Source organism: Thermoactinospora rubra (assembly GCF_002093975.1).
GTDB classification, from domain to species: Bacteria; Actinomycetota; Actinomycetes; order Streptosporangiales; family Streptosporangiaceae; genus Nonomuraea; species Nonomuraea rubra_A.
The window spans coordinates 109,909-125,138 of sequence record NZ_MSZZ01000010.1 but is presented as its reverse complement, the minus strand read 5'-3'; the positions used below and the strand labels follow the sequence as shown (position 1 = coordinate 125,138).

The 15,230-nt window shown below is 71.3% G+C and carries 13 protein-coding genes and 1 pseudogene; 4 read left to right on the top strand and 10 right to left on the bottom strand.

Going from position 1 to position 15,230, the window contains the following annotated elements; genetic code table 11:
• Positions 1 to 12: 12 nt before the first annotated feature.
• The 4 genes from BSB02_RS41525 to BSB02_RS19220 all read right to left on the bottom strand — a co-directional run bounded on the left by BSB02_RS41525 (position 13) and on the right by BSB02_RS19220 (position 5,655).
• Complete coding sequence (locus tag BSB02_RS41525) at positions 13 to 1,698, bottom strand: serine/threonine-protein kinase (RefSeq protein WP_084960386.1); 1,686 nt, start codon at positions 1,696 to 1,698, stop codon at positions 13 to 15.
• A gap of 95 nt (positions 1,699 to 1,793) precedes the next feature.
• Positions 1,794 to 3,695, bottom strand: coding sequence for a serine/threonine protein kinase (locus BSB02_RS19230; protein WP_158088676.1), 1,902 nt, complete (start codon positions 3,693 to 3,695; stop codon positions 1,794 to 1,796).
• A gap of 86 nt (positions 3,696 to 3,781) precedes the next feature.
• Positions 3,782 to 4,297, bottom strand: a complete 516-nt coding sequence (locus BSB02_RS19225) for a chloramphenicol phosphotransferase CPT family protein (RefSeq protein WP_240506516.1) — start codon at positions 4,295 to 4,297, stop codon at positions 3,782 to 3,784.
• The gene (locus tag BSB02_RS19220) at positions 4,294 to 5,655 is read right to left on the bottom strand and encodes an FAD-binding oxidoreductase (RefSeq protein ID WP_240506515.1); all 1,362 of its coding nucleotides are present in this window, start codon (positions 5,653 to 5,655) and stop codon (positions 4,294 to 4,296) included. The genes BSB02_RS19225 and BSB02_RS19220 overlap by 4 nt, the downstream gene beginning before the upstream one ends.
• 101 nt (positions 5,656 to 5,756) lie before the next feature.
• Here BSB02_RS19220 and BSB02_RS19215 point away from each other — a divergent pair, with 101 nt between their 5' ends.
• A complete protein-coding gene (locus BSB02_RS19215) occupies positions 5,757 to 6,266 on the top strand; it encodes a hypothetical protein (RefSeq protein ID WP_084960383.1) in 510 nt (169 codons plus the stop codon).
• 4 nt (positions 6,267 to 6,270) lie between these two features.
• On the opposite strand, the gene BSB02_RS19210 is transcribed toward BSB02_RS19215, so the two are convergent.
• From BSB02_RS19210 to BSB02_RS19200, 3 genes are all read right to left on the bottom strand, one after another.
• Entirely contained in the window at positions 6,271 to 6,879 is a 609-nt protein-coding gene (locus BSB02_RS19210) for a Uma2 family endonuclease (RefSeq protein ID WP_240506539.1), read from the bottom strand.
• 68 nt (positions 6,880 to 6,947) lie between these two features.
• The gene (locus BSB02_RS19205; RefSeq protein ID WP_084960381.1) at positions 6,948 to 8,141 is read right to left on the bottom strand and encodes an aspartate aminotransferase type Ic; all 1,194 of its coding nucleotides are present in this window, start codon (positions 8,139 to 8,141) and stop codon (positions 6,948 to 6,950) included.
• A gap of 81 nt (positions 8,142 to 8,222) precedes the next feature.
• Complete coding sequence (locus BSB02_RS19200; protein ID WP_084960380.1) at positions 8,223 to 8,822, bottom strand: hypothetical protein; 600 nt, start codon at positions 8,820 to 8,822, stop codon at positions 8,223 to 8,225.
• A gap of 223 nt (positions 8,823 to 9,045) precedes the next feature.
• Here BSB02_RS19200 and BSB02_RS19195 point away from each other — a divergent pair, with 223 nt between their 5' ends.
• A complete protein-coding gene (locus BSB02_RS19195) occupies positions 9,046 to 11,085 on the top strand; it encodes a cellulose binding domain-containing protein (protein WP_084960379.1) in 2,040 nt (679 codons plus the stop codon).
• Between the two features lie 176 nt (positions 11,086 to 11,261).
• Here BSB02_RS19195 and BSB02_RS19190 read toward each other — a convergent pair whose 3' ends face one another.
• The 3 genes and pseudogenes from BSB02_RS19190 to BSB02_RS43600 form a co-directional block, all read right to left on the bottom strand.
• Positions 11,262 to 11,882: a dihydrofolate reductase family protein gene (locus BSB02_RS19190; protein ID WP_143590884.1), complete on the bottom strand. Its 621-nt coding sequence runs from the start codon at positions 11,880 to 11,882 to the stop codon at positions 11,262 to 11,264.
• A 455-nt stretch (positions 11,883 to 12,337) separates the two neighbouring features.
• Positions 12,338 to 12,631: a hypothetical protein gene (locus BSB02_RS19185; protein WP_084960378.1), complete on the bottom strand. Its 294-nt coding sequence runs from the start codon at positions 12,629 to 12,631 to the stop codon at positions 12,338 to 12,340.
• Positions 12,618 to 12,800: pseudogene (locus BSB02_RS43600) on the bottom strand (DUF6192 family protein); the annotation flags it as partial. The pseudogene BSB02_RS43600 and the gene BSB02_RS19185, both read right to left, overlap by 14 nt.
• Before the next feature lie 454 nt (positions 12,801 to 13,254).
• On the opposite strand from BSB02_RS43600, the gene ctaD reads away from it, so the two are divergent.
• A complete protein-coding gene (gene ctaD / locus BSB02_RS19180; protein WP_084960377.1) occupies positions 13,255 to 14,955 on the top strand; it encodes an aa3-type cytochrome oxidase subunit I in 1,701 nt (566 codons plus the stop codon).
• 37 nt (positions 14,956 to 14,992) lie between these two features.
• Entirely contained in the window at positions 14,993 to 15,226 is a 234-nt protein-coding gene (locus BSB02_RS19175) for a hypothetical protein (RefSeq protein ID WP_084960376.1), read from the top strand.
• The last annotated feature ends 4 nt before the right edge of the window (positions 15,227 to 15,230 follow it).

The following is a 15,230-nucleotide window of genomic DNA, read 5'->3' as shown; positions in this document are numbered from 1 at the left end:
GAAGGCCCGCGCTCAGCGCTTCGTCGGCGTGCGGCTGGGGCTGGGGCTCATCACCGACGTCGGGCTGGTGGTGGGCGCCGGAGAGGGGTCGATGAGGCCGTGCTTCCTCGTCTTGGTCGGCGTCGGCTTGGGGGTGGGCTTGCGCGTCGGCGTCGGCTTGGGGCGATAGGTCGGGACGACGACGGTGGGCCGCTTGGTGCGCTTCGTCTTGGTCGGGGTGGGCGTGAGCGTGAGGACCGGGACCGTCGTGGGCTCCACCGTCGGCTCCGGGCTGGGGGTGTCCGAGGGCTCGGCAGGCTCGTTGGCCGCCGTGTCGCTGGGGGTGGGGTCGTTGGCGTCCACCACCAGCTTCACCGTCTGGTCCTTGGCGTTGGTGATGACGATGGCGCCGCCGGTGGCCAGCACCACCGCGGCGGCGAGGCCGGACAGGGTGAGCATGACGGTACGGCGGGGCCTGCCCGTGGGGCGGCGGCCGGGGGCCGCCCGGGTGAGGCCCCGGCTGGGGACCGGGGGCGGTACGGGGGCGGTGTGCTGCGGGCCGGGGCCGTGCCCGCCGCCCCCGGCGGAGGGCACGGGGGAGGGTGCGGTCAGGGGGTCGCCCGGCGCCGTGGGCGCGCCGGGCGCGCTCCCGGGGCCGCCGAAGTGAGGCAGGGCGGACGACCGCGACGCCTCGGGCGAGAAGGGGTTCGGCGCCTGCGCGCCGGGGAGGGCCGGGAAGGGCGCCGGGGCCGCGGAAGGGGCCGACACGGGCGGGATCGGGGCGGGCGGGATCGGGGCGGGACCCGGTGCGGGAATGGGTGGCGCCGAAGCGGGTGCGGCCGACACGGGCGGGGCGGCAGCGGGTGGGGCGGCAGCGGGTGGGGCCGGGTCCAGGACGGCCGGAGGCACGGGCTGGCCCGTCAGCCGCACCACCAGCTCATCCGCGGTGGGGCGTTGGGTGGGGTTTTTGGCCAGGCAGGCGGTGACGAGGTCGCGCAGGGGGCCGTCGAGGCCGTCGAGGTCGGGGTCTTGGTGGAGGATGCGGTGCATGACCGCGGGGATGGTGTCGGCGCCGAAGGCGGGTTTGCCGGTGGCGGCGTAGACGATGGTGACGCCCCAGGCGAAGACGTCGGCGGCTTCGGTGATGGGGGCGCCGGTGAGTTGTTCGGGGGCCAGGTAGGCGGGGGTGCCCATGGCGAGGCCGGTGGCGGTCAGGCCGGGGGAGTCCAGGGCGCGGGCGACGCCGAAGTCGATGACGACGGGGCCTTCGGGGCCCATCAGGACGTTGGCGGGTTTGAAGTCGCGGTGCAGGATGCCGGCGCGGTGGATGGCGGCCAGGGCGGTGGCGGTGCTGATGGCGATGCGTTCCAGGGCCGCCCCCCGCCGGGGCCCTTCCCGCTGCACCAGCTCCCGCAGCGAGGGGCCGGGCACATACTCACTGACGATGTACGGCTGGCTCCCGGACAGATCGGCATGCAGCACCGGAGCCGTCGAGAACCTCGCCACACGCTGGGCGACCGCGACCTCGCGCAGGAACCTGTTGCGCGCCTCCGGATCCGCGACCAGCCCCGGATGCAGCAGCTTGACCGCGACCTGCTCGCCGGACGCCCCCCGTCCCAGGAAGACTACCCCCTGGCCGCCTTCCCCCAGCCGGGCGACGATGTCGTACGCGCCCAGCCGCCGCGGGTCGTCAGCCGCCAACGGCTGGAACTGACTCACCCTTGACCCCCTGAAATCACCAACGGTTGGGGCAAAACGCTACCAGCGTGGTGGATGGTGTGTAGCGCACATCTGCCGATCTATCACCCATGCGGTCAGCGGCAGTGGCTCCAGCCGCTCTTCCACGTCTGGGACCCCCATGTGCCGCCCCAGATGACGCACTTGCCGGCCGCGGGCAGGCGCACCGGGCCCGCGTAGGAGGTGAAGGAGCCGGGGTTGCTCTTGGTGGCCCCGCCCTTCACCTGGAGCACGGCGTTGGCCGGGATCTTGGCCGGATGCACGTACCTGGAGATCGTCACCACGCAGTTGACGCCCGTGGCGGCGTTGTAGGTGAGGTAGACGGTCGCCGCCGTGCCCAGGGCCCGGGAGTCGATCACCTTGTGGCCCGACCCGCACAGCGCGGCGGGCTTGTAGGGGTTCGGGATGGGCGTCGGCGTCGGCTTGTTGCTCGGGGTCGGGGTCTTGCTGGGCGTGGGTGTCCTGGTCGGCGTCGGAGTCTTGGACGGCGTGGGCGTCCTGGTCGGCGTCGGCTTCTTGGAGGGGCTCGGCGTCGGGGTCCGGTCCGGGGTCTTGCTCGCGCTGGGCGTCGGCTTGGGGGCAGGCTTGCCGGACGGCCGGGCGGTCGGCTTGGCCGTGGGGCGCGGGTGGTGGCCCGTGCCCGCCGGGTCGGCGGTCCGCGCCTTCCCGGGCGGGGTGAGCGTCAGGGTGAGGCTCGGCGTGGCGCTCGGCGTCGCCTCGGAGCCGGTCTCTCCGGCGGGCGGCTCGCCCGGCTGGCCCGCGCCCTGCCCGTCCGCGGGGTCGGCGCCGGTGCCGCCGGTGCCCTGGGCGACCGCCGGAGGGACGGGCGTGTCGTCGCCGCCGGTGAGGTAGAGGGTGGTGCCCGTGCCGAGGACGGCGGCCACCGCGACGCCGGACAGGGCCAGCACCAGCGTCCGGCCCTGCCTGGCCGCGGCCGGCCGGCCCGCCGGGGCGCGCGTCAGCCGGTTCGGCACCGGCGGCGGGACGGGCGCCGCCCCCTGGGACCGGGGGTACGGCTGGGCCGCACCGGAGGCGTCCCGCGGCTCCGCCGTACCGGAAACGTCCGTGGCGCGCGGCTCCGCCACGCCGGGCTCGGGCCGGGCCGCCGGGTCGGCCGGAGGCCCCGCGGTGCCGGAGGCGGGGGCGGTGTGCGGCACCGTCGGGTCGGCGGGCGCGACGCTCGGGAGCCGCTGGCCGGTCAGCCGCAGGATCAGTTCGTCGGCGGTGGGGCGTTGGGTGGGGTCTTTGGCCAGGCAGGCGGTGACGAGGTCGCGCAGGGGGCCGTCGAGGCCGTCGAGGTCGGGGTCTTGGTGGAGGATGCGGTGCATGACCGCGGGGATGGTGTCGGCGCCGAAGGCGGGTTTGCCGGTGGCGGCGTAGACGATGGTGACGCCCCAGGCGAAGACGTCGGCGGCTTCGGTGATGGGGGCGCCGGTGAGTTGTTCGGGGGCCAGGTAGGCGGGGGTGCCCATGGCGAGGCCGGTGGCGGTCAGGCCGGGGGAGTCCAGGGCGCGGGCGACGCCGAAGTCGATGACGACGGGGCCTTCGGGGCCCATCAGGACGTTGGCGGGTTTGAAGTCGCGGTGCAGGATGCCGGCGCGGTGGATGGCGGCCAGGGCGGTGGCGGTGCTGATGGCGATGCGTTCCAGGGCCGCCCCCCGCCGGGGCCCCTCGCGCTGCACCAGCTCCCGCAGCGAGGGGCCGGGCACATACTCACTGACGATGTACGGCCGGCCGCCTTCGAGGTCGGCGTGGAGGACGGGTGCGGTGGAGAAGCGGGCGACCCGTTGCGCCACGGCGACCTCGCGGGCCAGGCGCGAGCGGGCTTGGGGGTCCGCGACCAGCCCCGGATGCAGCAGCTTGACCGCGACCTGCTCACCGGACGCCCCCCGTCCCAGGAAGACCACGCCCTGGCCGCCTTCCCCCAGCCGGGCGACGATGTCGTACGCGCCCAGCCGCCGCGGGTCGTCAGCCGCCAACGACTGGACCTGACTCACCCTTGACCCCCTGAAATCACCAACGGTTGGGGCAAAACGCTACCAGTGTGACAGTTGGGGCATTCAACTCAGCGGACGGCCGCCGCTATCCTCGCCGCGCACTCCCGGACGTCCGCGTGGCCGGTGTCGACCTCGAGGTCGTAGGTGACGCCCTCGTGCACCGCGACCGCCTGCGAGGCCGCCATGCCGGTGACCCGGTCGCCGCGTGCCCGCTCGCGTGCGGCGGCCACCCCGGGATCGCAGCGGACCCCCACCCACAGGACCTCCAGCCCCGCCAGCCCGTCCTGCCAGGGCTTCTGGGATCGCGCGCCGCCGAGGAAGACCTCGTCGACGACGATCCTCGCCCCGGCGCGGGCCATGGCCGCGATGCCGGAGATCCAGGCCGCCTCCAGCGCGCGGTACTCCGGGCGCACGACCACCGTGCCGTCGGGCTCGAAGACGATCACGCGGTCCGGCGGCAGCGCCTCGCCCAGGGTGTCCACGCCGAAGGTCAGCCACACCTCGGGCAGGATCGCCTGCAGCTCGCGCGCGATGGAGGTCTTGCCGCTCGACGACCCGCCGTTGAGCACGATGATCTGGGTCAAATCGCCTTCCCTGGATTGAGGATGCCCAGCGGGTCGAAGACGGCCTTGATGCCGCGCTGCACCTCCGACACCACCGGCCCGGCCTCCAGGTCCAGCCAGCGCCGCTTGAGCAGGCCCACGCCGTGCTCGCCGGTGAGCGTGCCGCCCAGCTCCAGCGCCTTGGTGAACACCTCGTCCGCCGCCGCCCACACCTCGGCGGGCGGCTCGGCCGTACCGTGCTCGAAGATGAACACCGGGTGCAGGTTGCCGTCGCCGGCGTGGGCGACCGTGCAGATCTTCACGTCGTGCCGGGCGGCCGCGGCCTCGATTGCCGTGATCATCTCGGGCAGGGCCGAGCGGGGCACGCACACGTCCTCCACGAGGCAGGCGCCCAGCCGTTCCTTGGCCTGGTAGGCCATGCGCCGCACGGCGATGAGCTCCTCAGCCTCGGCGGGGGTGGAGGACACGGCGACGAAGGTGGCGCCGTTGGCCTCGCACAGCTCCTGCATGCGCAGCGCCACCGCCTGCCCGTCGGCCGCGTCGGACTGGCCGATGAGCATGGCCCGCGTGGCCGGCTCCAGGCCGATGTGGCGCCAGTCGTCGATCGCCTCCAGCGTGGCGCGGTCCAGCAGCTCCATCAGGGACGGCTGGCACCCGGCCGCGATGATCGCCGACACCGCGGCGGCGGCCTCGCGCAGGGAGCCGAACTCCGCGGCGAACGTCGCGGGCGGCGCGAGGGGCGCGCGGCGCAGCCGTACGGTGGCCGCGGTGATCACCCCGAGCGTGCCCTCCGACCCGACGAACAGGCCGGTCAGGTCGTAGCCGGTGACGCCCTTCACGGTGCGGCGGCCGGTGTTGAGCACGCGCCCGTCGGCCAGGACGACCTCCAGGCCCAGCGCGGAGTCGCGCGTCACGCCGTACTTGACGCAGCGCAGCCCGCCCGCGTTGGTGGCCAGGTTGCCGCCGATGGTGGAGATCTCGTAGGAGGACGGGTCGGGCGCGTACATGAGCCCGTGCTCGCGCGCCGCGCGGTCCAGGTCGGCGGTGATGACGCCCGGCTCGACGACCGCGATCTCGTCGGCCGGCGACAGCTCCCTGATGGCGTTCATCCTGATCAGCGACAGCACGACGGAGCCCTCGGTGGCGGTGGCCCCGCCCGCCAGGCCGGTGCCCGCCCCGCGCGGCACGACCGGCACGCGGTGCTCGCTCGCCCACCGCATCGTCGCCACGACGTCGTCCCGCGTGGTGGCCAGGACCACGCCGAGGGCCTTGCCCGGCTCCAGGAACGTGCGGTCCCGGGCATAGGAGTCGACGACGTCGGGATCGGTCAGCAGCCGTCCCGTGGGGAGTTTTTCGGCAAGTGCGTCAATCGGGCTCACGCCAGCAACTTTACGGTTTGCGCTGACAGTCTGATCCGGCCAGACTTGCCGGGATGGATCTGACGTGCCCGGTGTGCAAGCTCGATGACCAGGTGGCATCGGTGCCTGGCGTCGTCGCGGCGGGAACCACCTACCGGATCGGCCGGGTCCGCATGCCCCGCGACCGGGACGTCGCCGACCTGCCCGCCGTGCCGGTGACGCGCAAGCACATGATGAGCCGCACCCAGCTGGCCATCTGGCTGTCCTTCCCCAGCCGCCACTACACGCCCTGGGCGCGCAACCAGGGGTACATCATGCTGGGCGTCGCGGCCCTGGCACACCTGGTCGTGGCGCTGGTGCTGGCGATGGCGCGCGAGTCGAACTGGGCGGAGGTGCTGCTGGCGCCCTTCTGCCTGACGGGCGTGTTCTGGGGGTTCGGGCTGCTGTTCGTGATCGGCTCGTACGGCGCGCGCAAGCGGGACGTCGCCGAGGCCCCGGCGCGGGAGCGGGCTCTGGAGGTGTGGGAGAGGCTCGTCTACTGCGCGCGGGACAACGTCGTGTTCGAGCCGGGAGTCGGGGTGTCGTTCCACCCGAGCGAGACGCGGGAGTACATCTTCGGCTTCCGGCGCTGAGCCGTCAGATCTGGGTCAGCTCGACCAATGGGATCTTCAGCTTGACGCCTTCCGGGAGTTCGACGTCAAGCTCCTCGCGGTGGATGGCTGCCAGTTGATAGTTCCGCCCGGACCAGTCCAAGCGGTACTCCTCGACCGAGTCGACCTTGGTGCCCGCGAGAACGACGATGAGATATGCCGGAATGCGTTGGGCCGCATACTCGCCCTTCTTGTCGATGACGTCGGTCTGGGCATTGGAGGATGTGACCTCGATGACAGTGACCACGCTGGAGGACGTCAGCCGTGCTTCCAGATCCAGGCAGCGGTGCACAGTGATGTCCGGGCGGCGGAAGGTGAAACGACGTCCTTCGTCCGTGGCTTGGGAGTGAGTGTAATCGAAGCGCACATCCATCTCGGATACGACCTCTAGACAGGGATCGGGAGGCCGGGCGTCCCTGAGAGCAATGAAGAGATTGCCGACCACGCGCTGGTGGGCGCGCGTCGGCGACTCGCAGAAGATCACCCGCCCGTCGACCACCTCGATGCTGCGCGCTATCTCCGAGGGGAGAGCCTCGTATTGCTCCTCCGTGATGACGAAGCTGGATGGATCGGTAACCCAAGCCGGGAGCGACATCTTCACACCCCTCACTGTAGACGGCGGGGCGCCCAGGCTATCGATTCGCCATGCGCTCAGCAGGCGTTTCAGCAGTTCACGGCCTTTGCGCAGATCGCCAGACCCTGGATGGCCTGCTCGAGTTCGTCCAGGTCCGGGTAGGTCGGCGCGATGCGGATCGTGCGGTCGTCCGGGTCCTTGCCGTAGGGGTAGGTGGCGCCCGCCGGGGTGAGCGCGATGCCCGCGGCCTTGGCCTTGGCGACGACCTCGCTCGCTCGCGGCACCTCCAGGCTGATGAAGTAGCCGCCCTTCGGCGCGGTCCAGCCGGCCAGGCCCGCGAGCTCCTTGGTCAGCACCCGGTCGACGACCTCGAACTTCGGCTGGATCAGCTCGGCGTGCCGGCGCATGTGCGCGGCCAGGCCCGCCTCGTCGCGCAGGAACTCCACGTGCCGCAGCTGGTTGATCTTGTCGGGGCCGATGGACTGCTTGACCGTGTGGGACAGGAACCACTCCACATTCGCCGGGGAGGAGCCGAAGAACGACACGCCGCCGCCCGCGAGCGTCACCTTGGAGGTGGAGCCGTAGACGAACACGCGGTCGGCGTTGCCGTACTCCCGGCACAACCGGAGCAGGTCGGCCAGCTCGTCGGGCCGGTCGGTGAGGTGGTGGACGGCGTAGGCGTTGTCCCAGAAGATCCGGAAGTCGGGGGCGGCGGCCGGCATCGACGCGAGCCTGCGGACCACCTCCTCGCTGTAGGTGATGCCCGACGGGTTGCTGTACTTGGGCACGCACCACATGCCCTTGACGCTCGCGTCCTCGGCGACCAGGCGCTCGACGACGTCCATGTCGGGGCCCTCGGCGGTCATCGGGACGGGGACCATCTTGATCCCGTACCGCTCGCAGACGCCGAAGTGCCGGTCGTAGCCGGGCACCGGGCACAGGAACGTCACCTCCTGCTCCACCCACCGGCGCTCGGCGCCGGGCACCCTGCCGAGCAGCGCGAACACGACCGTGTCGTGCATGAGCGCGAGGCTGGAGTTGCCGCCCACGACCAGCTGCTCGGCCGGGACCTGCAGCGGCCCGGCGAACAGCTCCCGCAGCTCCGTCAGGCCCTGCAGGTTGCCGTAGTTGCGCCCGTCCGTGCCGTCGGCGGCCTTGTAGGAGGTCGGCAGCTTCAGCATCTCGTTGGACAGGTCGAGCTGGCGGGGCGAGGGCTTGCCCCGGGTCAGGTCCAGCTTCAGTCCGCGACTGACAAGGGCCTCGTAGTCTCGCTGGGCGGTCATGCCGGCCAGGATATGAGATACGGGGGACCGGCCAGGCCCGATTCCACAGTATGGACGCCTGGCCACGCCCCCGGGCGTGTCTCAGCAGCCGCCGATGTCGCAGAGCTTGGCGGCCATGCGCCTGGCGTCCCGCTCGTGCCGCGCCATCGTGCGCAGCGCGGGGGCGTCGTTGTGCATGTCCCAGTAGAGGGCGACGGCGGCGCCCCGCCGTACCGCCACGAAGCGCTGGGTCTGCGGGATCGGGGCGGCCCTGGTGGGCTCGATCCTCCTCGTGGCGCCGACGGCCTCGTCGCCGAGCTTCGGGGTGCGGCTCTTGACCTGGGTGCCGCATTCGGCGAGCCGGTCGCGGAACTGCCGCATGACCTCGGCGGCCTTCGTCTGGTCGGCGAAGAGCAGGACCTGCTCGCCGCGCAGGGCGTTGGCGGCCTCGCCGCCGCCGGGGCGCCGGTCGTAGCTCACCTCCCGGGCCGCCACCCAGCCCGTCGGCTGCCTGCTTGAGCACTGGATGTTCCACAGCTCGGTGACGTGGTCGCTCCAGTGCCAGTGCCGCGGGTCCTGGCGGGCGGCCTTCTCGTAGAGCAGGAAGTCCCTCGGGATCCCGGCGGGCTCGGCGGCGGCGGGCGCGGCGAGGGCTCCCGTGAGGACCGCGGCGAGGGCGAGTGCGGTGAGCGGGCGGCGCATGGGCGGTGTGTCCTTCCCCCGTTGTCGATCATTCGGAGGGTTGGATGTCCGGCCGGCGCGAAAGGTTCCGTTCAATGGGGTGGACGAGCCCGCGGCGCGGCCGGACGTGGGCTGAAAGTTTCAACCTCGGTTGACGGGCGTCACGCCGCCCATCATGATCGCGGGTGCCGCCTGGTCAGGAGGGGGCGTTCCCTGCTGCCGCCGTCCCCGCCGAGGTGCGCCGATGCCGAAAACCCTGTCACGAGCGGTCTGCGGCGTCCTGCTGACGCTCGCCGCCCTCACCGTCCCCCCGGCGTACGCCGACGAGACCGCCCCCGTCGCGGTGACCGTCAACGTACGCGCCGCCCTCGCCACCGTCCCCGAGACCGGCATCGGCGCCAACCATGCCATCTGGGACGCCAACCTCGGCACCGACCAGACCGCCGACCTGCTCAGGGATGCGGGCGTGAAGCTGCTGCGCTACCCCGGCGGCTCCTACTCCGACATCTACCACTGGGCCGACCACACCGCCCCCGGCGGCTACGTGGCACCGGGCACCGACTTCGACACCTTCATGCGGGGCGTGCGGCGCACCGGCGCCGAGCCGATGGTGACCGCCAACTACGGCACCGGCACCGCCGAGGAGGCAGCGGCCTGGGTGCGCCACGCCAACGTCACCAAGGGCTACGGCGTGAAGTACTGGGAGATCGGCAACGAGAACTACGGCAACGGCCACTACGGCGTCGCCTGGGAGGCGGACGACCACGCCGACAAGAGCCCGGCCGAGTACGCCCGCCACGTCGTGGCCTACGCCGACGCGATGAAGGCGGCCGACCCCACCATCAAGATCGGTGCGGTGCTGACCACGGCGGCCAACTGGCCCGACGGGCTGGTCGCCGAGGGCGACCAGGGCACCTGGAACCGGGTCGTCCTCTCCATCGCCGGACCCAAGATCGACTTCGTGATCCTGCACTGGTACCCCGGCGCCCTCGACAAGGCGGCCCACGTCGAGGACATGATCTTCCTCACCCGGCGGCAGATCGCCCAGTACGCCGGGCCGGGGGCGGAGCGGATCGGCATCGCCATGACCGAGTTCAACACCGGCACCAGCAGCGGCGGCACCACCACCCAGCCCGGCGCGCTGGCCGCCGCCGACGCCTACGCGACCCTGCTGGCGCAGGGCGTGTTCACGGTCGACTGGTGGAACGTCCACAACGGCATCGGCAACGTCACCCAGGTGGCGGGCCACACCGACTACGGCGACTTCGGACTGCTGTCCAGCGCCGCCTGCACCTCCGACGGCAGCGTCTGCGAGCCGCCGCTGAACACCCCCTTCGCGCCGTACTACGCCCTGCAGATGATGAGCAGGTTCGCGCGCCCCGGCGACCAGTTCGTCCGCGCCGCGACCGACCAGCCGAAGGTCGCCGCGCACGCCGTCCGCCGCCCCAACGGCGACCTGGCGGTGCTGCTCGTCAACACCTCGGCCGACACGTCCTACCCCGTCGCCATCGGCTACTCCGGCTTCAGCCCGGCCTCCGGCGCGCCCACCGTGCTGACCCACACCAACGGCGCCACGAGCATCTCCAGCTCGGCCACGGGCAGCGCGACCAGCCAGACCCTGCCGCCGCTCTCGCTGACCACCCTCGTCGTGCACCCCGCCTCGGCCCCGGCGGGACAGCCGGGCGCGCCGGGCCTGCCGACCGCCTCCGACGTGACCGACAGGACGGCCACGATCTCCTGGCCCGCCGCCTCCCCGGGCGCCCGCCCGATCGTCAAGTACGAGGTCCACCGCCAGCACGGCGCCACCAGCGAGCAGCTCGGGGAGACCGCGGGCACCTCGCTGGACGTCGCCAACCTCAGGCCGGGCACCCGCTACACGGTCAACGTCATCGCCCGCGACAGCGGCGGCGGCGTCTCGTGGGCCTCGCCCCCGCTGACCTTCACGACCGGCACGCCCGCGTCGAGCTCCTGCACGGTACGGCTCAGCAACCAGTCCGACTGGGGCAACGGCTACCTCGGCGCCATCGAGATCACCAACAACGGGGCGCCGGTCGACGGCTGGACGCTCACCTTCGCCTGGCCCCGGCCGTGGCAGAGCCTGGGCAGTGGGTGGAGCGGGATCTGGACGCAGACGGGCAGGGATGTGAAGGTCGTCAACGAGTCGTACAACGGCTCGCTGGCCACGGGAGCGTCGGCCACGGTCGGCTTCGTCGCCTCCTACAGCGGGCCGAACGTGCTGCCTTCGGTGTTCACGCTCAACGGGAGCGTGTGCTCGGCGCGGTGACGGGGTTCTGACCGCTTCTTCAGGAAACTCGGAGCGGAGCCGGATGCAGGGCCTCGCCGACCTTGCCGGTGCCCGGGGACGCGACTTGGTGGGACGGCGACGCTTGGTAGCCGGCCGCGCTGATCTGCCGCGGGGTGCAAGCCCCGCGGCAGGTGTGTGGAACACCGCCCTCCAGCTCAGGACAGCACGCGGTAGGTCACGTGCGTAACCGAGGTCGCGGCTCGCGACTTCACCTGGTCGAGTTTCAGCGGCGGGACGCCCTCGAACAGCCGCGCGCCGCCGCCGAGCGTGAGCGGCACGATGTGCAGCCGCAGCTCATCGACCAGGCCGGCGGCGAGGTATTGGTTGATGGTGATCGCGCCGCCCAGGATCATGACATCGCCGTCGCCGGCCGCCGCGCGTGCCTGTGCCAGTGCCGACTCGATTCCGTCGGTGACGAAGAAGTACGTGGTGCCGCCGTCCATCGGCTGCGGGTCACGCGCGTGGTGGGTGAGCACGAAGACCGGGGCGTGGAACGGCGGATTGTCGCCCCACCAGCCGTTCCACTGCCGATCCCACGCGCCACGCACCGGGCCGAACATGTTGCGCCCCATGATGACTGCTTTCGCGGCGGAAAGCTGTTCAACCTCAGCCCGGTTCTCATCGGGATTGTCGAACATCCAGGCGTGCAGCTTGTCGCCAAAGCCGTCACCGCCGTCGTCGCCGAACGGGCGTTCCTCGGTCTGGTTGAGCCCGGCCACGTACCCGTCGGCCGAGATCGTGATGTCGCAGATCACGCTGCCCATGCGATTGGTCATTGCTCTCTTCTCCTCGTGGCGGCCTCCGGTGTGTCGATCACCCGGACGACCTCCAATGATGTGGACACCTCGACCTCCGGCTCCGGTGGTCTCGGTCCGAACCGGTCACTGCAGCAGACCCGGCACAGTGGAATTACTCATCGGCCGAAGCGCCAAGAGCTCATGATTCTCAGCCCGGAAATACACCCTGTCCAGGACGGCGACCGGACATTTCCGGTCTTTTGCCGGCAATCGAGAGGGAACCGCATCGCCGGGACGGACGAGGCATGTCTCGTAGGCCAGGACGACGGCGGCTTGGACCGGCCGCGTGCGCCTGGATGCCGAAGTCCTCCCATAACCGGCGTCAACGGGACTCAGTCCGGCAACCCGCGGCGAGACGGGCCGTCATCTGTTCCCTGCCGGCGTGACGTTCTTCCTCGTCAGGCACCTTGTCATAAGCGTGATCGCGGCCCACGTCACGCGGCCCGGAGTACGGCGGCAGCCGCTCGTATCGGTGCGCAGCCGCGAGCGTTCGTAGGCGATCCAGCCGACGCCATCGCCGAGACCTCGCGGGTGTAGAGGATGCCCTTGCGCACGTGATAGAGGCTCAGCCCGGTGGCGGCCGCGAGTTGCCGGGCGGTAAGCCTGGCCGGGCGGGCTTCCGGCAGCGCCAGGCGCACCTGCTCCCCGCCGACGTTGGCCGCCAAGCCCCTGGAGGGCATGGTCCACTCGCCGCGTGGCAGCCGGGCCAGGCTCTCATCGAGGCTCACGTCCGCCCGGCTCGATCGCCGCCTCCAGCCAATCGGCCGTTGCCCGGACGCCTGCCACGTTACGTGCCACCGCGGCGCGCTCGTCGTCGGTGAAGCGGTGGTCGCGAAGCCGCGGCGGAATCCGGCCGATCGAGGCCGCGAACAGGGAGCACGCCCCGATGAGGTCGAGGACCGATGAGGTCGAGGAAGATCACTTACAGGGATCGAAGGCACCTTCTAGGCCGCTGGGAGCTGAGGTGACCGCCTCGCCATCCCCTGTCGGCAAGCGCCTGACGGTGTCGCGTGGCGCCAGGCCACGCCTTCAGCGAAGGCGGCCGAGCGAAGCGAGGGCCGCCGGGGGTCGCGCCCCCGGCGCGACTGGAACCAGACAGCCCGAGCCGCCAAGGCGCGAAGCGCCCCCCAGCGAGGACCGTCTACCGGGGCGGGCATCAGGCGCGCAGGAGTCCAGGTGCGCAACGGGTGGGCGGAGGCGGCAAAGAAATCAGACGCGCAACGGGTGGGGCGGAGGCGGCCAGGAGAGGAAATCGATCCCGAGAATATCCGCGCCATGGGTTTTCACGGCGATCCCCTTGGCGTGAAATGGGGTAGACGGGGGCCGTACTCCGCCTTGGAGGGGAGCAGCCGTGACGACCGTTCGCGAGACCTCGTTCGAGCAGGTGAGACGGCGACGCACGGGCACCGTGATCGTCTCCTGGCTGACCACGACAGATCACAAAGTGATCGGTTACCTGTATCTGATCACTTCATTTGTCTTCTTCCTCATCGCCGGAATCATGGCGATGGTCATCCGTTTCGAGCTCGCCCAGCCGGGCCTGCAGGCCGTGACGCAGCAGCAGTACAACGCCCTCTTCACGATGCATGGCACGATCATGCTGCTGCTGTTCGCCACCCCGCTGTTCGCCGGGTTCGCCAACGTCGTCATGCCGCTGCAGATCGGCGCGCCCGACGTGGCGTTCCCGAGGCTGAACGCCGTGGCGTACTGGATGTTCCTGTTCGGCGGGCTGATCGCGATGGCCGGGTTCGTCACGCCGGGCGGCGCGGCGGACTTCGGGTGGTTCGCCTACACGCCGCTGTCGACCGCGATCTTCTCGCCCAGCACGGGCGGCGACTTCTGGATCATGGGCCTGGCGCTGTCCGGCCTGGGCACGATCCTGGGCAGCGTCAACTTCATCACCACGATCATCGGGATGCGCGCGCCGGGCATGACGATGTTCCGGATGCCGATCTTCACCTGGAACACGCTGCTGACCAGCATGCTCGTGCTGATGGCCTTCCCGGTGCTGGCCGCCGCGCTGCTGGCGCTGGAGGCCGACCGCAAGCTCGGCACCCACATCTACGATCCCGCCAGCGGCGGGGCCATGCTGTGGCAGCACCTGTTCTGGTTCTTCGGCCACCCCGAGGTCTACATCATCGCGCTGCCGTTCTTCGGCATCGTCACCGAGGTCCTGCCGGTCTTCAGCCGCAAGCCGATCTTCGGCTACATCGGCCTGGTCGGCGCCACGATCGCCATCGCCGGCCTGTCGATGACGGTGTGGGCGCACCACATGTTCCCCACCGGCCAGGTGCTGCTGCCGTTCTTCTCCTTCATGACGTTCCTCATCGCCGTGCCGACCGGCGTGAAGTTCTTCAACTGGATCGGCACGATGTGGCGCGGCCATCTCACCTTCGAGACGCCGATGCTGTTCGCGGTCGGCTTCCTCATCACCTTCCTGCTGGGCGGCCTGACCGGCGTCATCCTGGCCTCCCCGCCGCTGGACTTCCACATCAGCGACACCTACTTCGTCGTGGCCCACTTCCACTACGTGGTGTTCGGCACCGTGGTGTTCGCGATGTTCTCCGGCTTCTACTTCTGGTGGCCGAAGATGACCGGCCGGATGCTGGACGACCGGCTCGGGAAGGTCCACTTCTGGACGCTGTTCGTCGGCTTCCACACCACGTTCCTGGTGCAGCACTGGCTCGGCGCGATCGGCTTCCCGCGCCGCTACGCCGACTACAGCGCCGCCGACGGCTTCACCGAGCTGAACCTCATCTCGTCGGTGGGCGCCTTCCTGCTGGGCGCCTCGACGCTGCCGTTCCTCTACAACGTCTACAAGACCGCGCGGCGGGCTCCGAAGGTCACCGTGGACGACCCGTGGGGCTTCTCCAACTCCCTGGAGTGGGCCACCTCCTGCCCGCCGCCCCGGCACAACTTCGTGACCATGCCGTCCATCCGCTCCGAGCGGCCCGCCTTCGACCTGCACTACCCCCGTGCGGCGGTGGAGGCCGGGCCGCGGCGCTCCGAGGCGGCGGAGGACGAGCCCCAGGGGCCGGTGCCCGAGACCTGAGCCCCCCGACTCACCCAGCCAGACAGGGAGGCGGCCGATGTCAGGCACGCGCACACCCTTCAGCCCCGAGACCGCCCCGTGTGGCCGCAGGTCCGCAGGCGAGCGCCTGGTCGACGACGACGGGTACGGCCTGCTGATCCGCGACCAGTACTTCGAGTGCGGCTGCCGGAGGATCCGCCACGAGTACCACGACGGCAGCATCCACATCGCCTCCATCCGGCACGACGGCAAACGAGTGACGGAGCCCTCCGCCGCCGACCACGGGAGCTGACCAC